This is a genomic window from Rhodococcus sp. A14 (assembly GCF_011603105.1).
In the GTDB taxonomy this organism is placed as follows: Bacteria; Actinomycetota; Actinomycetes; order Mycobacteriales; family Mycobacteriaceae; genus Rhodococcus_F; species Rhodococcus_F opacus.
The window spans coordinates 14428-39466 of sequence record NZ_JAAOQS010000020.1; the positions used below are offsets into that span (position 1 = coordinate 14428).

Consider the following 25039-nt stretch of genomic DNA (forward strand, 5'->3'; position numbering starts at 1 on the left):
AGCGCGCGCACTACACTCGACAAGTACCCACTTCAAAGTCAGGTACTTACCAAAAAGTCAGTGAGGAGCGTCATGCGCCGACAGCAACGTCCCTACTCCTGCGGAATCGATGCGGCGATCGACGTCATCGGCGGCAAATGGAAGGTGCTGATCCTGTGGGCCCTTCACACCGGTGAGCAGCGGTTCGGCGACCTCAAGCGCCTGGTACCCGGCATATCGGAGAAGATGCTGATCCAGCAATTGCGGGAACTCGAAGCCGACGCCATCGTGCATCGCGAGGTCTACCACCAGGTTCCGCCGAAGGTCGAATACTCGCTGACCGAACTCGGAGTCTCCCTCAACCGCTCCCTCGAACCGCTCGGCGCCTGGGGCGCCGAGCACATGGACCACATCGTGGCGGTCCGGGAGGTCGAGGCGAACGGGGACAGCCTCGACCCGTCGAGCCGCTAGAGGCCCGGAATCCGCGGCAGCGGAGGGAGCGGCGGGGGCGGCGGAAGTGTCGGCAGCTGAATCTGCGGCAGACCGGGAATGAGTGGGCGCGGAGCGGGGGCAGGCGCGGGAGCGGGCTCCGGCACGCTTGCCTCCTCCTCGGCCGGGCCCGGAACCGACACCGCGGCGGACGGCGGTGGCGTCGACACCGGTGCGGGTGCGGGCGACGGGGACACCTCCGCGTCACTCGGCTGAGTGGCGACCGGACGTGCGTCGCCGTCGGAGCTCTGCAGGTGGCTGCCGCCGACGCCGAGGCCGAGACCGATCACGGCGACGACAGCCAGCGCACCGCCCGCCAGCGCGCCACCGCGGATCACCGGTTTGGCGAATCCCCCGGCGCCGATGCGGTGCGACGTGCCCGAGTGCTCCTGTGCCAGCAGCGCAGCGCCCTCCGCGGCCACCAGTTCCGGCTGCGCCGGCACGATCACCGGGAGCGCCAGCCACGACTCCATCAGAGACGCGACCAGCGGAATATGCGCGCCGCCCCCGATCAGAACCACCGCGTCGGCAGCCCGCCCGGACGATTCGATCACCTCGCGGGCCAGGCGCGCCGACGCCTCGACGTGGCGCACGATCAGCGAGTCGAGGATGTCCTGCGAGAGCAGGAGCAGGCCGCCGTCGCCGGGCACGCAGACCGCGCTGTTGGTCGACAGCTCTTCCTTGGCGCGACGGCAACGGGCGTCGAGCGCCGACTCCGCGGCCGCATCGGCCGGTGGCGCAATGCGCTTCTCGTCGAGCTGGTGGTCGCGGATCAACCGGTCGACGACGTCGCCGCTGATCTCGTCGGTGCGAGCCGTCCCGAGCACCGTGCCGGTGAGTCGGTCGACCACGGTGACGGTGAGGCCGGAGCTGCCGAGGTCGTAGAACACGAGCGTCGAATGGTCGCCGAGCTGTCCCGACGCCTCGAGCATGCGGAGCGCGGCCGTCACTTCCGGGACCAGCCGGCAGTCGATCGCGGCCTGCACGGCAGCGGCCTGCGCCTCGTCCCGGTACGCGACACCGAAGACCTGCACGTCGTCGGCGCGCTCGGCCATCACCGTTCCGATGGCGTCGGCAACCACGTGCTCCGGGTGCTCGCTCGCGGCGTCCACCGGGAATGACCGGAAGACGGCCCCCTCGTCGTCCGGATACGCCACGCGCACAGCGCTGGCACCCACCGATACACCGAGAACTGAAACCATGGAACGACTATAACGGTTTGATCACGGAACGCGTGTCGGGGCCTCGCGGCCTCCACCTTCGTTATATGCGCTCAGAGTCCGGGTATCCGGGGAAACTCCGGCATCGGGAGCGGCGCGGGCGGCGGAATCGTCGGGAGCTGAAACTGCGGCAGACCTGGAACGAGCGGAGCGGGTTCCGGCGTGGTCGGCGGAGCCGACGACGCGTCGGACGGCACGACACCCTGTGCCTCAGGAGCCGCCGGCGCCCGAGTCGGGCTCTGCGGCTGCTGCTGGTACGTGGTGCGCACCTCGGTCTGCGGCGGGATCACCGGCTGCTCGTCGACCACCGACGGGGCGGCTTCCGAAGGCGGGGCCACTTCCGCGGTCGTCGTGGGCTGCGGCGGTATCACTTGCCGCGCTGCCGGCGCCTGCGTGTTCGAGTGCGTGGCGGCCGGTTGCGCGTCCTCCTCCGCACCCTGCAGGAGGTCGGTGCCGACGCCGAGTCCGAGACCCACCGCGGCGACCACGGCCACGACACCTCCGGCGAGGACGAGGCCACGACGCTTCCGGATCGGTGCCGACTGCGACTCGGGCTCCGGCTCCCTCTCGGATTCGAGCTCCAGCTCGGACTCGGGCTCGAACTCCGGCTCGGGCTCGAACTCCGGCTCGAACGGGTGGTCCGGCGCCACCGCCGCGACGAACTCGTCGGACGTCGGACGCGCCAGCAGGGCCGCACCCTCCGCCGCCACCAGTTCCGGCTGCGCGGGGACGATCACCGGAAGGTCGAGCCAGGACTCCATCACCGATGTGACCAACGGAATATGTGCGCCACCGCCGATCAGCACGGCGGCGTCGGGGAGGCGTCCCGAGCGGCGAATGACCTCCCGGGTCAGGCGCGCCGACGTCTCGACCGGGCCGACGATGAGCGAATCGAAACTGTCCTGCGACAGGAGAAGAAGACCGCCCTCGCCCGGCATGCACACCGCGCCGTTGGTGGACAGCTGTTCCTTCGCATCGCGGCACCGCGCGGCGAGCGCGAGCGCGGCTGCCGCGTCGGCGGGGTGCGCGAAGCGGTGCAGTTCGAGTTGGTTGTCACAGATGAGCCTGTCGACGAGATCGCCGCTGATCTGGTCCGAACGCGCACTGCTCAGCACCATGCCGGTATCCCGGTCGACGACGGTGACGGTGAGACCCGAACTGCCGAGGTCGTAGAACACGAGCGTCGAGTGGTCGCCGAGTTCTCCGGACATCTCGAGCATCTGGAGTGCGGCCGTCACCTCGGGGACCATCTGGAAGTTGCCGATCTGGAGCCGGGCCATCGCGGCCTGCACGGCACCGGCCTGCGCCTCGTCCTGGTACGCGACACCGATGGCCCGCACCTCGTCGGCCTCGTCGCGCTCGGCGAGCACCGTCCCGATGGACTCGGCGGCCAGTTCCTCCGGCCGTTCGAGTGCTGCGGTCACCGACCGCGATTGGAAGATCGGCGTTTCGAGAGTCACGGCGTCGTGGCACGCGAAGCGCACCGCGCTGGCGCCTACCGATACACCGAGAACTGAAGTCATGACGCAGACTATAACGGTTCGGTCACGGGTCTCGCGCATGAAGCAGACCGGACGGCACGTCAGGCGCTTTTCGGCCGTACCCCAGTGACGCACATCGGGTTCCCGTTCGTGACATCGACGTCGAAACCTGCGGAAACCAGAGCCCGCGTGGCGGTATCCGCAACACGCCGCGACTTGTCACGGTCGTGTACGGACACCGCTCCGCCGTACACGAGGTGCAGGATTCCGCCCGGTCGGAGCGCCTCCCACAGGACGCGTATCTCGGCGGTCGCGTCACGCACCCAGAACACGTTGACGTTGACCGCGAACGCCTTGTCGAAGGAGGCCTGATCGCAACGAAATCCGGCGAGGTCGGTGTTCCGGAGCACCACCGTCCCCGTCGAGACGTGGGCGTCGTTGCGCCGCGCCGCCCGTTCGATCGCCGTCGTCGATCGGTCGAGCGCGGTGATCCGTCCGCCGTCGAGTTTCTCGGCGACGAGAGAAATCGCTACACCCGGCCCGCAACCCACCTCTAGGATCCGATCGCGAGGATTCACGTCGAGACGATCGACCGCCCACAGCAACCGACCGGGAATGCCCGCAGCCCTCACGGCATACCACCTATCCGAAGCGCCCCAGTAAGGACACCATGCGGGACCTCACCTACTTCGTCGGCATCACCATCGACGGCTTCATCGCCGGCCCGGACGGCGACATCGGTTTCTTCCCGATGCACGACGACATCCTCGGATTCATGGCGCAGGAATACCCGGAGACGATTCCGACACACCTGCGGGAGCAGTTCGGCGTCGACGGCGCCAACAAGCAGTTCGACACCGTGATCCAGGGCCGCGCAACGTACGAGCCCGCCCTGGCCGTCGGCATCACGAGCCCGTACGCGCACTTGCGTCAGTACGTCGCTTCCCGCACTCTGACCGAAAGCCCCGATCCCGCCGTCGAGATCGTCGCCGACCCGCTCGAGAAGGTCCGGAAGCTCAAGGCCGAGAACAGCGCGCTGGGCGTCTGGGTGGCGGGCGGTGGCGAGCTCGCGGGCACCCTCCTGCCGGAGATCGACGAACTGGTCGTCAAGCACTATCCGGTGGTGGCCGGCCGCGGAACTCCGATGTTCGGCGGCGACTTTCGGCCCACCCACTTCGATGTCGTCCACCGGGAGGCCTACCCGAGCGGGGCCGCGGTCAGTCGGTTCCGGCGGCGCGTGTGACGTCGACGTGGGTGCCGAACCACTGCAGCGTTCGTGCCCATCCGTCCCGGGCGGCCTCCTCGTTGTACACGGCGGGACGGTCGTCGCAGTGGAAGCCGTGTTCGGCGTCTGCGTAGCGGACGATGTCGGTGTCCACCGGCGCGTGGGCGACCGCGGCGCGCAGCTCCTCGACTTCCTCGGTCGGAATCCCCTTGTCGCGGTCGCCGAACAGGCCGAGCCACGGCGTACTCAGCTGCCCGGCGACGTCGAGTTGCGATGGATACCCGAAGCGTCCGTTCGCGACGCCTCCGCCGTAGAAACTCACTGCGGCCCCCAGGTCGAGGCGCGTCGCCGTGTGGAACGCGACCGTTCCGCCCATGCAGAATCCGACGATCGCGGTGTTCCGCGGGTCGATCGAGGCCGCCGACAGGGTCGCGACGGCCCCGTCGACGTCCTCGTCGATGTGCGCGGCGGTGAGCTCACCGATCAACGACATCGCCGACTTCATGTCGTCGTACTCCAGCACCGGATCGCCGCTCCGGTGGAACAGGTGCGGCGCGACCGCGTGGTACCCGGCGGCGGCGAAGCGGCGGCAGACGTCGACGATGTGCCCGGTGACGCCGAACGCCTCCTGGATGACGACGACACCGCCGCGGACGGGACCTTCAGGGGTGATGCTGGTGAGTGGTGTGGTCACGAACTACGACTCTAGGAAACCGGCTTCAGCGGGTGGATCGCCGGTGCCCCGGCGAGGTGCTCACCGAACGTCCCGAGCGCGGCCTGGAAGTGCGGCGACTTCATGTGCGCGTCGACCGCCTCCTGACCGGTCCACACCTCGACGGTGACGAAGGTTCCCGCGACCGCGGCTGATTCGAACACCTCGTACGAGATGCAGCCCTCTTCCTTGCGGCTCTCCGCGGCCAGCGCGGACAGTCCGTCGCGGACGGTGTCCTCGGAACCGGGCTTGGCAGGAATGGTCGCTACGACATGCAGATCGGACATCGACTCCCTTTCGTGAACGCCACCTCGTGTGGCCCGTCTCACGTAAGCACAGTTGGGTCGGCTAGGAAACCCGAAGTCGCGTCAAATAATCGGTGACCTTCGGTTCGTCCCAGCCGTGCGCTTCACGGAGACCGTCCGCGATGGTCGCGAGATAGGCGGGTGCCGGTGCGTTCCTGGCGACGACGTCGCCGCGGGCCCGGGTGGTGAACGTGCACATGGGAACATCGTGGCGGGCTCCGAGAGTGACCAGGCGGTCGTAGCAGGCGGGTTCCTGCGCGTGGATGTCCTCGAACTGCTCCTGTGTCACCAGGAATGCGCGGGCCGCGACGGTGCCGGGCGCGTCGGGGTCGTAGAACGCGCGGCCGCCGCCCCAGATCCGTGACTCTCCCGCGAAGAACACCGAGCCGGGTATCACCACCGGTACCGACTCGCGGGGGGCGCTCGCGTCACGGGCGCCCGTGTGCACGAGGTTGCCCCCCGCCGGGCAACCACCACGCAGGTAGCAGGTCAGACGCGTCGTCGCCATGTTCGATCCATAGCTGACGTACCAGATCAGCACACACACGACCGTACTCGGACAAGATGGTCACATGAGTCTTCTCGGCGAAGTAAGAGGCTGGCGCAGCGGTACTCGGAAGCATCACCGCCTGCGGGACCTCGACGGCACTCTCGTCGTCGTCACCGGTGGCGGCAGCGGGATCGGCCGCGAGACCGCGCTGGCGTTCGCGTCCGAAGGCGCTGTCGTGGTGGTCGCCGACCGCGACCTCGAATCCGCGCAGCTGACCTCCGATCTCATCAACTCCGCCCAGATGAAGGGCGGCGGTGCGGTGGCCATCTTCGGCGGCGGCTCCCACGCGTATCAGGTGGACGTCGCGGTGGAGGACGAGGTGCAGCGCTTCGCGGAGAAGGTGCAGGCCGAGCACGGCACCCCCGACATCGTGGTCAACAACGCCGGAATCGGATATTCGGGCACGTTCACGAAGACCCCGCAGAAGGATTTCGAGCGGGTGATGGACGTGAATTTCTGGGGTGTCGTCTACGGCTCCCGCGCGTTCTCCCAGCAGATGATCGACCGCGGAACCGGTGGGCACATCGTCAACCTGTCGTCCGCCGCGGCTTTCACGCCGCAGAAGCGACTCACCGCGTACGCGACGAGCAAGGCCGCGGTGTTCATGCTGTCGGACTGTCTCCGTGCGGAATTGGTGAACCACGGCATCGGCGTCAGCGCCATCTGTCCCGGACTGGTCCACACCAACATCGTCAAGGCCACCGACTTCGCCGGCGCCACACCGGAGGAGCAGACGAAGATGCGGGACCGGGCCGACAAGCTCTACCGCAGACGCGGTTTCACCCCGGACCGGGTGGCGACGCAGATCGTGAGGGCCGTCAAGCACAACAAGGCCGTCGTCCCCGTCACGCCCGAGGCCAAGTTCGGGCGTGCGCTGAGCCGCCTGGCCCCGGGCAGCATGCGGCTCGGCGCACGCTTCGACCTCGGCTGATCCGAAACGTCAGGGGGTGGGTGCCTGCACCCGACCGGTGTAGGCGTCCATGCTGTGGTACACACCGAGCCGGTCGGCCAGACGGTCCCAGGCACGCACCGGCAGCACGGCTTTCGCCACCCGCGACAGATACAGCGACCGCGGCAGCATCAGCAGAGGCTTCCCCTGCTTCATCGCCCGCCACGACCGGGCCGTGACGTCCTCCGGGCTCAGGATCGGGGCGAACAGGGGGTTCTTCACACCGTCGAACATGCCGGTGGAGATGTAGCTCGGGCACACGGTGGTGACCTTGACGTGCCCGTGGCCGGCCTGGACCAGTTCGAGTCGCAGCGAATCGCTCCAGCCCAGGGCAGCCCACTTCGACGCCGCGTACACGGCCATTCTCGGTGTCGCCACGGTCCCGGCGGCGGAGGCGATGTTCACGATGCGGCAGTCCCGGCCGCGGTCCTCGATCATGGCGGGCAGGAACTCGTTCGTGATGTACATCGGTGCGAGCGTGTTGACGTCCATCACGAATCTGGTGTCCGACTCGTGGTCGTGATCCCAGAAGTACTTGCCACGCACCACCCCGGCGTTGTTGACGAGCACGTCGGGACGACCGACCGCGTCCCGCACCTCGGCGGCCGCCGTGCGGACGGATTCGAGGTCGGCGACGTCGACGACGTGTGCGCTGACGGTGCACCCCGATTCGCGCAGTTCGTGCGCCGTGCGTTCGAGCGCGGCGGCGTCGATGTCCCACAACACCACCGTTCCGGCGCGGTCGGCGGCGGCGAGCCGGGCGAACAGACGCCCCATCCCCATGGCCGCCCCGGTGATCAGGACCGTCTTGCCCGCTACCGAGAATCCCACGTCATGCTCTCCTGCGGTCGAGACCGGCCGCGCCGGCCGGCTCGTGGTAGAGGGTTTCGATCCGATCCTTCAACGTGGCCTGTGCACGTCGCAGCGCCTGCCACACCACGGGTGCGGCGACACCGCCGAGCAGTTGTCCGGCCGGTCTGCCGGGAGAGTGGTAGCGGAAGGCGACGGTGAGCTCCGTTTCGTCCGGGCTGACCGCGTCGAACGTCCAGACCGATCCGTGCACGCCGTGATCGGCCTCGACGACGAGCCGGCGACCCGGGTCCGATGCGACGACCCGGGCGCGGGACGGCAGCGTGATCGCACCGGGCACGGTCGCCGGATCCGCAAGGTACTCGAAGGCCATCGCGGGCGGAACGACGATCACCGTGGTGCTGCGTAAGCCGATCATCGAACGCCCGGAACTGCGGGGGCCGGACAGGCAGAGCTGAATGGACAAGACGGATATCCCAACGTGTCGACGTCCGAGGCAGAGAATGTGTGGTACATCGATGTACCGCATACTGCCGACGGTATACGGAAACGCAGCGACAGGGAAGACTACGATTCGATTCGATGACGAAACCCCAGCAAGACGCCGGTGACGGGCGCGCTGCCCGGTGGCGCGGCCAACGCGAGAAGCGGCGCTCGGAGTTCGTCGAACGGGCACTCGTCGCCATCGACGCAGAAGGTCCCGACGTGTCGGTCGCGACGATGGCCGTCTACGCCGAGGTCGCGCGAACCCGCATCTACCGGCACTTCGACGACAGCACCGACCTCAAGAACGCCGTCGCCCGGCGGGTCGCGGCGATGATGCTCCTCGAATACGCCCCCGTGATCACCGTCGACGGCGCACCGCACGCCATCCTCACCCGCGCCGCCCGCACCCACCTCGACTGGGTCACCGAACACGCCAACCTGTACCGCTACCTGATGTCGTTCTCCCCCGCGGCCGGAGAGGTGCGGCGGGCCATCAGCACCGCGGTCGCCGACATGCTCCACCCCTACCTGGACGCTCTCGGCGCGCCCGCCACCGCGACACCGCTGGCCAATGCGCTGATCGGGATGGTCGAGTCGGTGTCCGCGGAGTGGATCGATCGACCGGGCGGCACCGACGTCGGCGCGCTGACCGAACAGCTGGCCGCGTGGGCGTGGGCGCTGGTCGACGCCACGATGCGCAGCCGCGGCGCGGTCCTCGACCCGGACCGTCCCCTACCGGCCCCCGACGACCTCCGCACGTGAGTGGGAAAGCGTGCCGGAACACACATTCCCACTCACGTGCGGGACCAGCGGGTCAGGTACTCGCGCTCGGTGGCGGTGATGCGGCGTAGCCGCTGGGCATCCACGTCCGCGACGGCCATCTGAGTGGTGGCGGTGACGGCAGGCGGGTCGGTGATCGGGGTACGGGCGCCCCGGACTTCGTAGCCGATGGTGAAATCCACCGCCCGGTGCTTGGCGATCCACATGGTGATCCGCAGGGGACTGTCGGAGTGCCGCAACTGTCCTCGGTACTTCACGTGGATGTCGGCGATGAACGCGCTCGTGATGAGCGACGAGTTCTCGCTGCCCTCGCTGAGCAGCCAGTCGATCCGGGCCTCTTCGAGCAACGTCACCATCCGCGCATGGTTGATGTGCTGAAAGGCGTCCATGTCGGACCACCGAACGGTCACGAAGGCGTCGTAGCCGACGACGGCGGCAGGGGTGTCAGTCACGTTGGACATCATCCCCTGCCGCCGTCGGCCGAACTCACGCGATGTCGCGCAACCAGTTCCTCAGCCACGTCGTGGCGGGCGTACCCGATCCGTCGACCGCGTACCTGGTGTAGTCCTGGTGAGCCTGCGACTTGTAGAACTGCTCCAGCTCGTCGATGCGCTTCTCGTTGGACTGCTCGTCCAGCTGAGCCATCAGGGCCGGCACACCGCCCACAGCGAGGATGTCGTTCCAGATCGCGAGCGCTTCCTGCTGGTAGCGCCCGAACAGCGTCGGCGTCGGATCCGACGTCTGCGCGAGGAACCCGGCGAGCCGCGTCACGAAGTCTTCCTTCGGCGTGGAGCAGTACAGGTCGCCGTACGCGCAGAAGGTGCGCGTGTTCTGGCTGACCCAGCCGAACCCGCCGATGCGGGGACCACCGGCGCCGCTGCCTGCGACGGCAGGGCCGACGAGCGCGTCGGTCGGCGACCGCCGCGGATCGGACACGAGTCCGACGGCCGCGATCTTGTCCGCGGGCACCACACCGAGGCCGGTGCCGATCTCCGCAGCGAGATCACCCGCCGCGTCGGCGCCCTGGCTGTACCCGATGATCGACAGCTTCGTGTCGGGGCACTGCTGCGACATCGACGACAGCATGCCCTTGGCATTGCTGACCGCCTGCGCCTTCGAGCGCCCGTACACCTCGGACTCCCACGGGAAGGCCGTGGCGGCGTACGTGACGTAGTCGGTGCGGATCGACGACGGCAGACCGTTCGTCACCGCGGACAGCAGACCCGGCGTGGGCCTGACATTGTCCTTGGTGGACGTTTCCCACGTCCCCGGAATCGCGACCACGTACAGACTCGGGCAGGGGTCCGCGTTCGCCACTGCGCTCGTGCCCGCTACTCCCGATACCACCGGGATGGCTGCCGCAGCAGCCACTGCGGTCAGAAATGCGACAACCCGTTTCATTGCCATGGCCTCAACCTGTTCTCCCCTTCGCCGTCCTGCAGACGGGATGCTGCCAGGGCGACGTGACCTAAAGATGCACGATCGGTAAATGAACGTTACCGACCGAACGTGACCCCCGCACGATAAACCGACACCCCGGTAGGAAAACCTACCGGGGTGCGGATTGTACGAGCAGTTACATCTACCGCTGCGGGGCGGTGGTGGTCTCGATCGGAGACGGCAGCGCCGACTCGCCCTCGAGGTACGCATCGACCGCGGCGGCCGCCGAACGACCCTCGGCGATGGCCCACACGATCAGCGACTGACCGCGTCCCATGTCGCCGGCCACGAAGACGCCGTCGACGTTGGTGGCCCACTTCGCGGAGCGGGCGACGTTGCCGCGCTCGTTGAGGTCGACGCCGAGATCGGTGAGCAGGCCCGGCTTCTCGGGTCCGACGAAGCCCATCGCCAGCAGCACGAGGTCGGCCTCGAGCTCGAAGTCCGAACCCTCGACCTTCTCGAAACGACCCGACTTCATCTCGACCTCGTGGGCCTTCAGTGCGGTCACCTTGCCGTCGGCACCGACGAACCGTTCCGTGTTCACGGAGAAGAGGCGTTCGCCGCCCTCCTCGTGCGCGGACGCGACCCGGTACATCAGCGGGTACGTCGGCCACGGGGTGTGCTCGGCGCGGGTCTCGGGCGGTCTCGGCATGATCTCGAACTGGTGAACGCTCTCGGCGCCCTGACGGTGCGAGGTGCCCAGGCAGTCCGCGCCGGTGTCGCCGCCGCCGATGATGACGACCTTCTTGCCCTCCGCGGTGATGGTCGGCTTCTCCAGGTCGCCGAGCTGCACACGGTTCGCGATCGGCAGGAACTCCATCGCCTGATGGATGCCGTCCAGCTCGCGGCCGGGGATCGGCAGGTCGCGGGCCTCGGTGGCACCGCCGGCCAGGACCACGGCGTCGAACTGCGCGCGCAGTGCGTCCGCGGTGATGTCGACTCCGACGTTGACACCCGTCTTGAAGACGGTGCCCTCGGAGTTCATCTGATCGAGACGGCGGTCGATGTGCCGCTTCTCCATCTTGAACTCGGGGATGCCGTACCGCAGCAGCCCGCCGATGCGGTCGGCCCGCTCGAACACGGTGACCATGTGCCCGGCGCGCGTCAGCTGCTGCGCTGCAGCGAGCCCCGCAGGACCGGAACCGACGACGGCGACCTTCTTGCCCGTCGAACGGGTCGGGTGCACCGGCTTGACCCAGCCCTCGTCGAAGGCGCGGTCGATGAGCTCGACCTCGACCTGCTTGATGGTGACGGGGTCCTGGTTGATGCCCAGGACGCACGACGCCTCACAGGGTGCGGGGCACAGCCGCCCGGTGAACTCCGGGAAGTTGTTGGTCGCGTGCAGACGCTCGATGCCGTCGTGCCACCGGTCCTTGTAGACCAGGTCGTTCCACTCGGGAATCAGATTCCCCAGCGGACAGCCGTTGTGGCAGAACGGGATACCGCAGTCCATGCACCGGCTGGCCTGAGTCTTCAGGGTGTCCGGCGAGAACTCCTCGTAGACCTCGTTCCAGTCGAGCAGGCGCAACGGCACCGGCCGGCGAACCGGAAGTTCGCGTGACGTGTGCTTCAGGAAGCCGCTTGGATCACCCACGAGCTGCCTCCATCACTGCCTCGTCCACGTTCTTTCCATCCTTCTTCGCGGCCTCGATGGCCAAGAGCACCTTCTTGTAATCGCGGGGCATCACCTTCGCGAAATGATTGACCTGCTGCGACCAGTCGGACAGGATGCGCGCGGCAACCTCCGAGCCCGTCTCGTCGCGGTGACGCTCGATGGCGGACTTCAGCCAGGTGAAGTCGTCACCCGTCAGGTCCTCGAGATCCACCAGTTCCGTGTTGAGGTTGTCCTCGAACACCTTGTCCGGGTTGTAGACGTACGCGACGCCACCGGACATGCCGGCACCGAAGTTACGTCCCGTCGCACCGAGGATGACGACCTTTCCACCGGTCATGTACTCGCAACCGTGGTCGCCGACTCCCTCGACCACCGCGGTGGCGCCGGAGTTACGGACCGCGAATCGCTCGCCCACGACACCGCGGAGCAGAGCCTCACCGCTCGTGGCACCGAACAGGATCACGTTGCCGCCGATGATGTTGTCCTCGGCGACGAAGCCGGGCGCGGTCTCCAGCGGCGGGCGCACCACGAGGCGTCCACCGGACAGGCCTTTGCCGACGAAGTCGTTGGCATCGCCGTGCAGGCGCAGGGTCATGCCCTTGGGGACGAACGCACCGAAGCTGTTCCCGGCCGAACCGGTGAACGTGATGTCGATCGTGTTGTCCGGCAGGCCCTCGCCGCCGTACACCTTCGTCACCTCGTGGCCGAGCATGGTGCCGACCGTGCGGTTGACGTTGGTGATCGGCGACTCGAACGTGACCTTCTGGCCCTTGTCGAGAGCGTTGCGGCTCTGAACGATCAGCTGCTGGTCGAGTGCCTTGTCGAGGCCGTGATCCTGGGTGCCTGTGCAGTACAGGTCCTGGTCCATGAACGCCGACTCGGTCTCGTGCAGGATCGGCGACAGGTCGAGGTTGCCGGCCTTGGTGCCCTTCCAGTGCTCGAGCGCCTTCGTGGTGTCGAGGACGTCGACCTGTCCGACGGCCTCGTCGAGGGTGCGGAAGCCGAGCTCGGCGAGGAGTTCGCGCACCTCTTCGGCGATGAAGAGGAAGAAGTTCTCCACGAACTCCGGCTTGCCGTTGAACCGCTTGCGCAGAACGGGGTTCTGCGTGGCGACACCCACGGGGCACGTGTCGAGGTGGCAGACCCGCATCATGATGCAGCCCGACACCACCAGCGGGGCGGTCGCGAAACCGAACTCCTCGCCACCGAGCAGCGCGGCGACCATGACGTCGCGGCCGGTCTTGAGCTGGCCGTCCACCTGCACGACGATGCGGTCGCGCAGACCGTTGAGCAGCAGCGTCTGCTGGGTCTCGGCGAGGCCGAGCTCCCACGGGGCGCCCGCGTGCTTCATCGACGTCAGCGGGGTGGCACCGGTGCCACCGTCGTGACCGGAGATCAGCACGACGTCCGCGTGTGCCTTGGACACACCGGCGGCGACGGTGCCGACACCGACCTCGGACACCAGCTTCACGTGGATCCGGGCCTGCGGGTTGGCGTTCTTCAGGTCGTGGATCAGCTGCGCGAGATCCTCGATCGAGTAGATGTCGTGGTGCGGCGGCGGCGAGATCAGCCCGACGCCGGGCGTGGAGTGCCGGACCTCGGCCACCCACGGGTACACCTTGTGCGCCGGCAGCTGGCCGCCCTCACCGGGCTTCGCTCCCTGCGCCATCTTGATCTGGATGTCGGTGCAGTTGGTCAGGTAGTGCGACGTGACACCGAAGCGTCCCGACGCGACCTGCTTGATCGCGGACCGCCGCCAGTCGCCGTTCTCGTCCGGGGTGAAGCGGGCCGGGCTCTCGCCGCCCTCACCGGAGTTGGACCGGCCGCCGAGGCGGTTCATGGCGATGGCGAGGGTCTCGTGCGCCTCGGCGGAGATGGAGCCGTAGCTCATCGCACCCGTCGAGAAGCGCTTGACGATCTCGGTGGCGGGCTCGACCTCGTCCAGCGGGACGGGCTCGCGGACGCCCTTCTTGAACTCGAAGAGGCCGCGCAACGCCGCGAGGCGCTCGGACTGGTCGTCGACCAGCTTCGTGTACTCCTTGAACACCTCGTACTGCCCGGTGCGCGTGGAGTGCTGCAGCTTGAACACCGTGTCCGGGTTGAACAGGTGGTACTCGCCCTCACGACGCCACTGGTACTCGCCGCCCACCTCGAGCTCGCGGTGCGCGCGCTCCTCGGGACGGTCCAGGTACGCGTTGGAGTGCCGGACCGCGACGTCGGCGGCGATCTCGTCGAGGCCGATGCCGCCGAGGCTGGACTGCAAGCCGGTGAAGTACTCGTCGACCAGTTCCTGCGACAGGCCGATGACCTGGAACAGCTGGGCGCCGGTGTAGGACGCCAGGGTGGAGATGCCCATCTTGGACATCACCTTGAGCACGCCCTTGCCCGCGGCCTTGATGTAGTTCTGGATGGCCTTGTCGAGGCTGACGCCTTGCAGTTCGTTGTTCTGCACCGCCTCGTCGACGGTCTCGAACGCCATGTACGGGTTGACCGCTGCCGCACCGAACCCGATGAGGAGCGCCATGTGGTGCACCTCGCGGGCGTCGCCGGCCTCGACGATGAGGCCGACCTTCGTGCGGGTCTTCTCGCGCACCAGGTGGTGGTGCACGGCCGACGTCAGCAGCAGCGACGGGATGGGCGCGTACGTCTCGTTCGACTCACGGTCGGACAGGACGACGAGGCGCGCACCGCCGGCGATGGCCTCCGACACCTGGTAGCGGACGTCGTCGAGGGCCTTGCGCAGACCCGCTCCGCCCTCGGCCACCGGGTACAGACCGCGGACGATGACGCTGCGGAAGTTCGGGAATTCACCGTCGTCGTTGACGTGAATGAGCTTCGACAGGTCGTCGTTGTGCAGGATCGGCTGCGGCAGGAAGATCTGCCGGCAGGACTCCGCGGTGGGGTGCAGCAGGTCGTGCTCGGGGCCGATGGTGCCGCCGAGGCTGGTGACGACCTCCTCGCGGATGGCGTCGAGCGGCGGGTTCGTGACCTGCGCGAACAGCTGCGAGAAGTAGTCGAACAGCATCCGCGACCGCGAGGACAGCACGGCGATCGGGGTGTCGGTACCCATGGAGCCGAGAGCCTCGGCGCCGGAGAGCGCCATCGGCTTGACGAGGAGGTTGACCTCTTCGTTGGTGTACCCGAACATCTGCTGACGCAGCACGACGCGCTCGTGCGACATGTAGGTGTACGGGCGGTCCGGCAGGTCGTCCATGTGGGTCAGACCCTGGTCGAGCCACTCCTGGTAGGGGTGCTCGGCGGCCAGTTCCGACTTGATCTCGTCGTCGCTGATGATGCGACCCTCGGCGGTGTCGACGAGGAACATGCGGCCGGGCTGCAGCCGGATCTTCTTCACGACGGTGGCGGGGTCGATCGGCAGGACGCCGACCTCGGAGGCCATGACGACGAGGCCGTCGTCGGTCACCCAGAGACGCGAGGGGCGCAGGCCGTTGCGGTCCAGGACGGCGCCGATGACGGTGCCGTCGGTGAAGCACACCGACGCCGGTCCGTCCCACGGCTCCATGAGCGACGAGTGGTACTGGTAGAACGCCCGGCGGGCGGGGTCCATGCTCTCGTGCCGTTCCCAGGCCTCCGGGATCATCATCAGCACGGCGTGCGGCAGGCTGCGGCCACCGAGGTGCAGCATCTCGAGCACCTCGTCGAACCGCGCGGTGTCGCTGGCGCCGTTCGTGCAGACCGGGAAGATCTTCTCCAGCTGGCTGCGCCGATCCTTGCCGGGCCCAACCTCTCCTGACCCACCGAAGATGTCGCTGTCGATGAGCGCCTCACGGGCACGCATCCAGTTCTCGTTGCCGGTGACGGTGTTGATCTCACCGTTGTGGGCCACGCGCCGGAACGGGTGGGCCAGCGGCCACGACGGGAAGGTGTTGGTCGAGAAGCGCGAGTGCACGAGGCCGAGGGCCGACTCGACGCGCTCGTCCTGCAGGTCCAGGTAGAAACCCTTGAGCTGCGGAGTGGTCAGCATGCCCTTGTAGACGAACGTCTGGCTCGACAGGCTCGGGAAGTACACGGTCTCGCGACCGGGGCCGTCCTTGCCGGCGCCTTCGCTGCCCAGCTCGTGCTCGGTGCGCTTACGGACCACGTAGGCGCGGCGCTCGAGGTCGAGACCGGTGAGGGCGTCGTTCTCGCTGCCGATGAAGATCTGCCGGAACGTCGGCATGGCGTCGCGGGCCAGGGCGCCGAGCGACGAGTCGTCGGTCGCGACCTCACGCCAGCCGAGGACCTTCAGGCCCTCGCTCTCGACGATCTTCTCGACGGCGTCGGCTGCGCGCTGCGCGTCGGCCTTGCTCTGCGGCAGGAACGCGATGCCGGTGGCGTACGTGCCTTCCGCGGGCAGCGGGAAGTCGACCACGGCGCGGAAGAACTTGTCCGGGACCTGGAGGAGGATGCCGGCGCCGTCACCCGTGTTGGGTTCGGAGCCCGCGGCACCACGGTGCTCGAGGTTCACCAGCGCGGTGATCGCCTTCTCGACGATGTCCCTGCTGCGGCGGCCCTTCATGTCCACGACGAACGCGACACCACAGGAATCGTGCTCGTTCGACGGGTGATACAGCCCCTGGGGGCCTGGAAGTTGCTTCATACCTAGCCTTCGTATGCCAAAAGATGCACCGACGACCAGCAGCGCTGATGGCCATCAACTTGCAATGCAGGTGCCGTCACGACGTGATCGGCACCACCGATCGGCTATCGCCCTTTTGCAGCACGCTGGGTGTGGTCCTCGCACCGGGCGACGTGGCTTTTCGGTCGGGTCGGACTTTCGTGGGTCCAACGTGTAACGAAAACGATAATTCAGAACCCCCGACGAAACACAACTTAGGTTGGCCTATTTACCCTCTGAACTGGGCATTGTCGAGGGCGGACCTCGTCCGACTGCACTGAGTACATGTTAAGTGAGAGCGCCGAGCACCGCTGTAATTCCCGCAGTCGGATCGAAATCGAGATCCGGGACGGTGAGTTGATGAAGGATCACACCGTCCAGGTAGTCGGTGACCACCACTGCGTCGGAAGCCGGGTTCCTCGATCCCACGAGTTCCAGCATCTCCGCACCCCACTCTACGAGCGCGCGGCGCGCCGATCCGATCTTCGCGTCCAGTCCCGGCGTCACGGAGGCCTCGACGAAGAGTGCGTAGCGGGCACTCGTGCGCACGCGGTCCGGACCAGTGGAGAAGCTCACGAACGCAACCAGGGCCTCGACCAGGGCGTCCGTGCCGGCCGGCCGGAGTTGCGCGAACTTCTGCCAGTCCTCCCGGTCACGTTCGACCAGCCGTGTGACGATCCCCTCGAGCAGCGCGCCCCGGCTGCGGAAGTAGTTGGACGCGGACCCCTGGGGCATCCCGGCCAGTTCGTCGACGCCCCGGTGCGTGAGGGCCCGGACCCCTTTGGTGCCGAGAAGCGTGATGGCGGCGTCGAGCACCTTCTCCCGTTTGTCTGCCATACCCCGACACTACAACGGTAGTAAATCCACTACACCCGTAGTAGCGTGGTGGTCATGACGCACTCCGCAGCAGTCCTCGGCGGCGGCATCGGCGGACTCGCCGTCGCCCGCTACCTGTCCCGCGCCGGCTGGCACGTCGAGGTCTTCGAGCGTGCCGACACCCTGCCCACGTCGGGCACCGCGCTCGGCATGTGGCCGCAGGCGCTCGACGCGCTGGACGCGATCGGCGCAGGTGACCGAGTGCGCACGCTGGGATCACCCCAGCACCGCGGTTCGCTCCTGCGCCCCGACGGATCCGTGATCGGCACTATCGACAACCGCGACCGCACCGCCTACCTGCTGTCGCGGCCCGCCCTCCTGGCCACACTGGCCGAGACCCTGCCCGACGGAATGATCTCGTTCGGCACACCGGCCCCGGCCGTCGACGCGCTGACGGACCACGACGTGGTGATCGGCGCGGACGGTCTGCGCAGCCCGACCCGCCGACAACTGTTCGGCGAGAAGTTCGAGCCGCGGTACACAGGAGCGACCGCCTGGCGCGGGTGGGTGCCCGGCCATCGCGACACCGTCAGCGAAACCTGGGATGCGGACGCACTTTTCGGTATCACCCCGCGCGACGGTGATCTCGTCAACTGGTTCGCGTGCGTCCGCACCGACGCCGGGCACCCCGGCGGCCTCGACTACCTCCGCTCGCGGTTCGGGAACTGGCACGCCGACGTCCGGGCAGTGCTGGATGCCGCCACCCCCGACGCGATGCTCCACCACGACCTGTACGAGTCCCCCGCGCTGCCGTCGTACGTGTCGGGCAACACGGCCCTGCTCGGCGACGCGGCCCACGCGATGGCACCGAACCTCGGCCGGGGCGCCTGCGAGGCCCTCGTCGACGCAGTCGCGCTCGGCCGATTCCTCACCGCCGACACCGACATTCACACCGCGCTACACCGTTACGACCGCACGCGGCGGCCCGCGACGCGGCGGCTCGTGCGTGGATCGCGCGTCATGTCCTCCCTCGCGATGACCGGCCGTCTCCGTCCGCTGCGCGATCTGACGGTGAAGCTGGCCGCGGGCCTGGCCTGACCGGAATGCGGGGGCGCGGGAACGCTTGCCCGTCTGGTACTTTGCCGCGGTAGGGGGACGAGAAAGAACCGGGGGCGGTCATGGGGGCGGTGGACGACGGCTGCGGCAGTGCGCCGGCAGCACGGACGTATCTCATCGGGGAAACAACACATCCACCTCGTCGGTGGAGGCATTCTGCTGTGCTCGCTTCCCTCTTTCGGTGCCTCTGAACTGCACCACTCTTGCGTTTGCTTCGTCAGCACCAGTCCGTTCGATCACCATGTCCGTTCGACTTCAGGAGTCAAAGACTTGAGAATCCGCATGCACGCTCTGGCAGCCGCGATTTCGGTGTCCGCCGCCGCACTGCTCGGTGCCGCGACGGCACACGCCGCTCCGACCACCCCGCCGTCCACGTCGCAGCCGGGCGTCACCGACCCGCGGGACGCGCCCACCACGTCGCAGCCCGGCGTGACGGACCCGACGACGCCACCCACCACGTCGCAGCCCGGCGTCACCGACCCGGCGGCTCCGGCCGCGACGACGCCCGCTCCCCCGCAGGCTCCGCTGGCGGTGCCGGGTGCCGAGACGGTTGTGCCCGCTGCTCCTGACCTGGCAGCGCCCACCGCCGAGGGAGTCGTCGACGAGGGAGTGGTCGACGAGGCACCGGCCGCCCAGCCGGCGACCGTGTGGATCGACCCCGACGACATGCCGAAGGCGCACCAGGCACCCGTCGCCCCCGCCCTTCCCGTGCCGAAGCCGGTGGTCGAGGTCAATGCGGCCGTCGACACACTGGTCGGCGCGGTGCCGGTTGCCGCCAACGGACGCCAGTACGGCAACCCCGAGGGATACGTCGGCACCATCGGCTGGCGCATCGGTGACGCCACCGGCACCGCGGGCATCGCCGTCGACCCGTTCTCGCCGACCGCGGCCACCGTGTCCGCGTTCTCGGCCGATTCCAACGCCGAGCACCCCACCAACTGGTCCGCGCCCGTCGACGTCACACCCGCCGCCGCCGCGATCGCGGATGCGGCCCACCGGTACCCGGCCTTCGGGGAACTGGTCCAGACGATCGCGTCCCTGCCCGCACCGCAACTGCCGCAGCTGCAGTCCACCGACAGCGGTCCGGCCACCACGACGATCGGCGGCGTGAACGTGCGCAGCCAGGCGACGCTGCACGTGTGATCCGATTCCCTCGCGTGGAGCCCGCCAGGGGTCGGCTCCGCGCGAGGGAATGAGGTGTGGAGGATTCAACTGTGACAGAACCGCCGAACAGGGCACCCCTCGACCGCTTCTCGCACTGGTTCCCGCCCTTCGCGTCGGCCCCGGCACCGCGGTCGACGACTCCTGCCGCGGAAACCGAGCAGCAACCCCCCGCTCCGACGTGGCTGGCCCCGGGCGACGAGCCCGATCCCACCCCACCTGTTCGCAGCGGTCGCGGCAAGCAGACACTCGCGGTCGCCGGAGCCGCGGCAGCGGTGATCGCCGGGATCGCCGGTGTGGTCGCCGTGTTCACCTCGACGTCCGGTGATGCGAGCGGAACCCCCGTCGCCGCTGCCGATTCGGGCTGGTGCGTCGAATCCCGCGACGGCTCGACGGTGACCGGCAACGGTCCGGGCGGGACCTCCGACGGCGTCGCCGCGATCCTGGGCTTCGACCACGCGTACTACGTCGCACGGAGCGGCGCGAAGGCCCGCGAGGTGGTCGCCCCCGACGCGCCGGTGGGGTCCGCCGAGACCATCCAGGGCGGCATCGATTCGGTGCCCGAGGGCACCGAGCACTGCCTCGCCATCACCGAGACAGAACCCGGCCGCTACGCCGTGACGCTGTCGGAGCTGCGACCGGACGGGTCGGCGAAGAAGTACGAGCAGGTCGTGACCACCGCGGACCGCGACGGTCGCACGTATATCACATCCATTGGAGACGCGAAGTGACCGACCAACTGCTGCAAGCACTTCCGGTGTCAACCCTCGTCCTCGGGGCGTGTGGCGGAGCCGGCGCCACCACGACGACGCTCGGGCTCGCCAACACCGCGGCAGCTCGCGGCGGCGCGGTCGTGGCCGTCGACGCGACACCCGCGGGCGGCGATGTCGCCGAACGCGGCGCCGACGCCGTGCTCTCCGTGAGCGGCCTCGAGCAACTGGTTGCGGCCGGCCCCGTCGCGGACGACGTGTTCGACGGGTACTGCTCCCGCACGAGCGCCGGGACCCGCATCCTGAACCGCATCGGGAATCAGACCGCATCAGAACGTGAATTCCATACTGTCACAGGGACACTCCGCGCTCGCGGTGTGAGTGCCGTTCACGACCTCGGTCACCGGTTGCGTGCCGCGTACCTTGCGCCGCTGCTGGCCACTCCGTCGCCCATCGTCCTCGTCGTGCCGTGCCGGGCGGACGCGTTCAACCGTCTCCGCTCCGCGTTGCAGTCGATCGGTGACACGCTCGGCGAACCAGGGCTCGCCCGCACCGTCGTCACCGTGTCGAATCAGGACGCCACCGGCTGGCAGGTGGACGTCGACCTCCTCCGCGAGTACCTGGGCGGACAGGTGTGGGGCATCGAGACCATCCCCTACGACGAACATCTGGGCATGGGGATCGTCATCGAACACAGCAAGCTGGCACCGGACACCCGGGCCGCGTACGAGCGGGTGTCCGCGGCAGCGTCGGCGGTAGCCGAAGGTCGGCCGGAACGGGTCTGAGCGGGGCGCGTCCAGTACCCTCCCGGGCGGGGAGGGTATTCGACATCAGGGGGCTGTCATGGGGGAATCCGTCGGCGACTGCAGCGCGTTGCTCGCCGAAATGGACGCGTTCCGTCAGGGTTTCGGCCAGCCGGCGCTGCTGACCGACGCCCTCCGTTCGGCGCTGCTTCTCATTCCGCTGACCGGCGACGGCCGGCTGCTGACCAGCACGTTCGGCGGACTGAATTGGGTGTGCGCCTTCACCAGCAAGCAGGAATACGCCCGGTATCTGCTCGCCCGCGACGAACAGGGCGGGCCGTGCCGCTTCCACACCGTGTTCGGGTGGCGGTTGCTCGACATCCTCGTCCCGTCAGTTCCCGGCCCGACCGGGGTCGTCATCGACGTCGCCGGTGCCACACCGATGGCCCTCCCGCCGGCAGTCGAGGAGGTGGCCTGATGGGTGACCACCTCGAAGTCGACCCGTCGGTGCTGATCCAGGCGGCGCAGGGCATCACGGCGATCACCGAATCACTGTCCGGGCTCGGGACCGGCGAAACGGCATCCGTGGGGCGCGGGTTCTCCCTCCTCGCCCTGTCGCCGATGGAAGCCGGGAAGCAGGAGGTCCAGACGAGTCTCGAGGAGTTCGCGGAACGGTGGTCCTGGGGAGTCCGTCATCTCGTGCAGTCGGCCAACGAGATCGCCCGCGTCCTCGATCTGGCTGCGGGCAGCTACTACACCACCGAACAGGTCTACTCGGATGCGCTGAAAACGGTGTGGACCAACAGCGTCGGCAACCCCCACCTCAGCGGCGACGAGATCAGCGACCGCACGTGGGGCGAAACGCTCGCGGACAATCCGATCAACCAGACGCTCAACGCCGATTACAGCCTCGAATCGTTCGAGGCGGCAGACCAGACCATCGCAACCAACAACGAGGTCATCGCCGCCGTCGGCCCGCAGGCCCTCGCCAATGTCTCCCCGCTGGCGGACATGCTCGATTCGGGCACCACACGAACCTGGGACACCGACGCAACGGAGCAGGCCGCCGAGATCATGTCGGCTGGTGGCGGTCCGTCGTGAGCTGGCTCAGTGATACGTGGGACGACGCGAAGGGTGCGATCGACGACTTCGGCGACGCCGCCGAGAATGCGATCGAGAGCACCGTCGAGAACGTCGGGCAAGCTGCCGATTCGGGCCTCGATGCCGCGGCGGGACTCGCGCAACGGGTCGGCGCCGACGGCATCGCAGATACCCTGACCGATCTCGGTGACGACATCGCCAGTGCCACCGGTGGACCCGTCGACGAACTGGACCTGGGACAGACCGAAGAACCGGAGCAGCTGATCCGCGGTGAGCCGTCGGCCATCGCCGAAGCGACCACCACGCTGACCGACCTGGCCACGAGCATCGGCTCCACCGGTGACGCACTGCGCACCGTCGACGCGGCCGATTGGACGGGCAGCGCGGCTGACGGATTCAACGAGATCTTCGACAAACAACCCGCACTGTGGCACGACGCGGCCGACGCGATGAACTCCGCAGCCCGGACACTCGTCTCCTGGGGTCATACCGTCGAAGCCGCCCAGGCCCGCGCCGCCGACGCGGTGGCGCGATGGAAGCAGGCCGAGGCGGAGGAGAGGGCAAAGAAGTCCGCCTACAACGCACTCACCGGTGAGCAACAGGCAGACCACCCACTCGTCGACACCTGGACCGCGATGCGCGAGGAGGCCCGCGAAATCCTGCGCGGCGCCCGAGCGGACCGCGACGGCGTGGCCGGCCAGGTCTCCGGTGCACTGACCAGCGCCACCGCGACAGCCCCCACGGAGCCGCCCTTCACCGAACGGTGGATGAACAACCTCACCGACACCACCGACGGCGTGCACCTGGGCGTCGCCAACTTCTACTCCGGTCTGCTCACCGGACTCAGCGGAATCGTCCAGTTCGTCCGGCAGATCAACCCGACCGACACCTACAACATGACGCATCCGGCCGAATACCAGGCCGGCCTGTCCAACCTCGCGACGGGAATCGTGGTCGCGGCCGCCGACCCCGGCACCATGGTCTCGACGATGGTCAGCGACATCCGGAAGAACCCACTCGAGTTCGCCGGAAGCCTCACCGGCGACGCAGTGCTCACCGCCGCCACCGGCGGTGCGGGCGCGGGAGTCGCAGGCGCTCGCACCGCGGTCCGCGTGCTCGACACCGCCGGCGACCTCGGCATCGGTGCCCGACTCCTCGACGACGTCGCGGACGTCAGCCACATCCCGAAGCCCGACACCCCGCACGTCGACTCGCCCACTCCGCACGCGGACACGCATCCGACGAGCACCGACCCGGCACCGACTCCCGAACCGCGCAGTCCCGAACCTGCCCATCCCGGCCCCGCCGAGCATGCCGGTGCGGATTCGGGCGCGAACGACGCCGCTCACGACGCCGGCCCCGAAACCGATCGCACGAGCAACCAGAACTGCGAAGGCCGCGACCCCGTCGACGTCGCGACCGGTGAATTCCTGCTCCCCGAAACCGATCTGACACTTCCCGGTGTGCTGCCACTGGTGTTCGGCCGGCGGCATCGTTCCGGCTATCGGTTCGGTCGCTGGTTCGGTCCGAGCTGGTCGGCCACCGTGGACATGCGCGTGGTGGTCGAGGAACCGGGGGTGACGCTGCTCGCCGAAGACGGTGTCATGCTCACGTATCCGCACCCCGAGGTGGGGACGCCGGTGATGCCGGATTCCGGGCAGCGCTGGCCGCTGTCGCGGACCGACACCGGCGGCTACCGGGTTCACGACCCCGACCGCGGACTCACCTGGCATTTCACACCCAAGCCGGAACTGGACGGTCTCGACTCCGCGCTCGGCAACATCGCAATCAGTGCGATCACCGACCGCCACCGCAATCGCATCCTCTTCCGGTACGACACTTCCGGGACCCCCGTCGAGGTGTCGCACTCCGGTGGCTACCGGGTTCTCGTCGACACACGGTCCGGCCGGATCGTGGGGTTGTCCGTCGTCGACGGAGACACTGCCACCCCGGTTCGCCGGTTCGACTACACCGACGGGCAACTCACCACCGTCGTCAAGGGCGACGGCGGCTCGACTCGGTACACGTACGACGCGGAAAACCGCATGCTGTCGTGGGTCGACGGCAACGGCAACCGCATGGTCAACACGTACGACGCGGACGGGAGGGTAGTCCGGCAGAACGGCACCGGCGGCATCCTCGACTCCGAGTTCGACTACCGCACCAACGCGGAGTCCACGGGCTCCGTCACCGTCGTCACCGACTCGACCGGCGCGGCGACGGTCCACGGTTTCGACTCCGACCTGCGGCTGCGGGACCTCGTCGACGCCGCAGGGTCACGCACCCACACCGACTACAACGCGCGGCGAGAACCGTTGCGAGTCGTCGGACCTGACGGCGCGACGACGAGCTACCTCTACACCGCCGACGGAGACGTCGCCCGGATCACCCGACCCGACGGACACGCCGTCGCCATCGACTACGCCGGCCCCCGCCAACCGGCGACGATCCACCATCCCGACGGCACGATGTCGCGGCAAGAATGGGATGAGCAGGGAAACCTCGTCGCCGTCGTCGATGCGGCCGGTGCACGCACCCGGTACGGGTACGACGCGTCGGGAAGCCTCACCTCGATCACCGACGCGGCCGGGGGTCGCACATTCGTCGAATCCGTCCGGGCCGGACTGCCGGCCGCCGTCACGGATGCGAACGGCGCCGTCACCCGCATCACCCGGGACGGGTTCGGCCGACCCACCACCGTCACCAACCCCACCGGGGAGACCACCACCTACC

At 68.3% G+C, this 25039-nt stretch carries 23 protein-coding genes and 1 pseudogene; 11 read left to right on the top strand and 13 right to left on the bottom strand.

Translation table 11 applies throughout. The annotated features are described in order from the left end of the window. The first annotated feature begins 72 nt into the window (after positions 1-72). Positions 73-450, top strand: coding sequence for a helix-turn-helix domain-containing protein (locus tag G9373_RS13425; protein ID WP_007301385.1), 378 nt, complete (start codon positions 73-75; stop codon positions 448-450). Here the strand turns inward: G9373_RS13425 and G9373_RS13430 are convergent. The 3 genes from G9373_RS13430 to G9373_RS13440 all read right to left on the bottom strand — a co-directional run bounded on the left by G9373_RS13430 (position 447) and on the right by G9373_RS13440 (position 3801). Then, positions 447-1670, bottom strand: a complete 1224-nt coding sequence (locus G9373_RS13430; protein ID WP_167115454.1) for an Hsp70 family protein — start codon at positions 1668-1670, stop codon at positions 447-449. The two genes, G9373_RS13425 and G9373_RS13430, sit on opposite strands and share 4 nt — an antisense overlap. Before the next feature lie 71 nt (positions 1671-1741). Then, positions 1742-3211 (bottom strand): Hsp70 family protein, encoded by a 1470-nt coding sequence (locus G9373_RS13435; protein ID WP_206032131.1) that lies wholly within the window; start codon positions 3209-3211, stop codon positions 1742-1744. A 59-nt stretch (positions 3212-3270) separates the two neighbouring features. Further along, the gene (locus tag G9373_RS13440; RefSeq protein ID WP_133985839.1) at positions 3271-3801 is read right to left on the bottom strand and encodes a class I SAM-dependent methyltransferase; all 531 of its coding nucleotides are present in this window, start codon (positions 3799-3801) and stop codon (positions 3271-3273) included. Positions 3802-3839: 38 nt separating this feature from the next. On the opposite strand from G9373_RS13440, the gene G9373_RS13445 reads away from it, so the two are divergent. Then, positions 3840-4412 (top strand): dihydrofolate reductase family protein, encoded by a 573-nt coding sequence (locus tag G9373_RS13445; RefSeq protein WP_054247544.1) that lies wholly within the window; start codon positions 3840-3842, stop codon positions 4410-4412. Here G9373_RS13445 and G9373_RS13450 read toward each other — a convergent pair. The 3 genes from G9373_RS13450 to G9373_RS13460 form a co-directional block, all read right to left on the bottom strand. Further along, positions 4387-5088, bottom strand: a complete 702-nt coding sequence (locus G9373_RS13450; protein WP_054247545.1) for a dienelactone hydrolase family protein — start codon at positions 5086-5088, stop codon at positions 4387-4389. The genes G9373_RS13445 and G9373_RS13450 overlap by 26 nt on opposite strands. 11 nt (positions 5089-5099) lie before the next feature. Beyond that, a complete protein-coding gene (locus G9373_RS13455; RefSeq protein ID WP_005249047.1) occupies positions 5100-5393 on the bottom strand; it encodes a putative quinol monooxygenase in 294 nt (97 codons plus the stop codon). A 61-nt stretch (positions 5394-5454) separates the two neighbouring features. Then, on the bottom strand, positions 5455-5952 hold the full coding sequence (locus tag G9373_RS13460) for a hypothetical protein (protein WP_005263402.1): 498 nt from the start codon (positions 5950-5952) through the stop codon (positions 5455-5457). Positions 5953-5983: 31 nt separating this feature from the next. Between G9373_RS13460 and G9373_RS13465 the strand changes: the two genes are divergently transcribed. Beyond that, the gene (locus G9373_RS13465; RefSeq protein WP_005263403.1) at positions 5984-6892 is read left to right on the top strand and encodes an SDR family NAD(P)-dependent oxidoreductase; all 909 of its coding nucleotides are present in this window, start codon (positions 5984-5986) and stop codon (positions 6890-6892) included. A 9-nt stretch (positions 6893-6901) separates the two neighbouring features. Here the strand turns inward: G9373_RS13465 and G9373_RS13470 are convergent, their stop codons facing one another. Beyond that, positions 6902-7741 carry an SDR family oxidoreductase gene (locus G9373_RS13470; protein ID WP_120660038.1) on the bottom strand — a complete coding sequence of 280 codons (840 nt, stop codon included), beginning with the start codon at positions 7739-7741 and terminating at the stop codon, positions 6902-6904. Between the two features lies 1 nt (position 7742). After that, entirely contained in the window at positions 7743-8186 is a 444-nt protein-coding gene (locus G9373_RS13475; protein WP_037206799.1) for a hypothetical protein, read from the bottom strand. Positions 8187-8302: 116 nt separating this feature from the next. Here G9373_RS13475 and G9373_RS13480 point away from each other — a divergent pair, with 116 nt between their 5' ends. Further along, positions 8303-8968, top strand: a complete 666-nt coding sequence (locus G9373_RS13480) for a hypothetical protein (RefSeq protein WP_005561110.1) — start codon at positions 8303-8305, stop codon at positions 8966-8968. A 32-nt stretch (positions 8969-9000) separates the two neighbouring features. Here the strand turns inward: G9373_RS13480 and G9373_RS13485 are convergent, their stop codons facing one another. The 5 genes from G9373_RS13485 to G9373_RS13510 all read right to left on the bottom strand — a co-directional run bounded on the left by G9373_RS13485 (position 9001) and on the right by G9373_RS13510 (position 17496). Next, positions 9001-9450, bottom strand: a complete 450-nt coding sequence (locus G9373_RS13485; RefSeq protein ID WP_005561111.1) for a thioesterase family protein — start codon at positions 9448-9450, stop codon at positions 9001-9003. A gap of 22 nt (positions 9451-9472) precedes the next feature. After that, a complete protein-coding gene (locus G9373_RS13490; protein ID WP_039953080.1) occupies positions 9473-10387 on the bottom strand; it encodes a cutinase family protein in 915 nt (304 codons plus the stop codon). Positions 10388-10568: 181 nt separating this feature from the next. Beyond that, complete coding sequence (locus tag G9373_RS13495) at positions 10569-12020, bottom strand: glutamate synthase subunit beta (RefSeq protein ID WP_005263409.1); 1452 nt, start codon at positions 12018-12020, stop codon at positions 10569-10571. After that, on the bottom strand, positions 12013-16641 hold the full coding sequence (gene gltB / locus G9373_RS13500) for a glutamate synthase large subunit (RefSeq protein ID WP_120660040.1): 4629 nt from the start codon (positions 16639-16641) through the stop codon (positions 12013-12015). Before gltB ends, G9373_RS13495 begins: the two co-directional genes overlap by 8 nt. 306 nt (positions 16642-16947) lie before the next feature. Then, positions 16948-17496, bottom strand: a complete 549-nt coding sequence (locus G9373_RS13510) for a TetR family transcriptional regulator (RefSeq protein ID WP_005263411.1) — start codon at positions 17494-17496, stop codon at positions 16948-16950. A gap of 54 nt (positions 17497-17550) precedes the next feature. Between G9373_RS13510 and G9373_RS13515 the strand changes: the two genes are divergently transcribed. The 7 genes and pseudogenes from G9373_RS13515 to G9373_RS48175 form a co-directional block, all read left to right on the top strand. Further along, positions 17551-18573, top strand: a complete 1023-nt coding sequence (locus G9373_RS13515) for an FAD-dependent oxidoreductase (protein WP_054247549.1) — start codon at positions 17551-17553, stop codon at positions 18571-18573. A gap of 300 nt (positions 18574-18873) precedes the next feature. Beyond that, on the top strand, positions 18874-19734 hold the full coding sequence (locus G9373_RS13520; protein WP_005565362.1) for a hypothetical protein: 861 nt from the start codon (positions 18874-18876) through the stop codon (positions 19732-19734). A gap of 71 nt (positions 19735-19805) precedes the next feature. Then, the gene (locus G9373_RS13525) at positions 19806-20483 is read left to right on the top strand and encodes a hypothetical protein (RefSeq protein ID WP_167115458.1); all 678 of its coding nucleotides are present in this window, start codon (positions 19806-19808) and stop codon (positions 20481-20483) included. Beyond that, on the top strand, positions 20480-21247 hold the full coding sequence (locus G9373_RS13530; RefSeq protein WP_133985837.1) for a hypothetical protein: 768 nt from the start codon (positions 20480-20482) through the stop codon (positions 21245-21247). The genes G9373_RS13525 and G9373_RS13530 overlap by 4 nt, the downstream gene beginning before the upstream one ends. A 58-nt stretch (positions 21248-21305) precedes the next feature. Beyond that, entirely contained in the window at positions 21306-21683 is a 378-nt protein-coding gene (locus tag G9373_RS13535; RefSeq protein ID WP_167115462.1) for a hypothetical protein, read from the top strand. After that, positions 21683-22306: a hypothetical protein gene (locus G9373_RS13540; protein ID WP_054247675.1), complete on the top strand. Its 624-nt coding sequence runs from the start codon at positions 21683-21685 to the stop codon at positions 22304-22306. The genes G9373_RS13535 and G9373_RS13540 overlap by 1 nt, the downstream gene beginning before the upstream one ends. Then, a pseudogene (locus G9373_RS48175) lies at positions 22303-25037 on the top strand (putative T7SS-secreted protein); the annotation flags it as partial. The gene G9373_RS13540 and the pseudogene G9373_RS48175, both read left to right, overlap by 4 nt. Positions 25038-25039 lie beyond the last annotated feature (2 nt).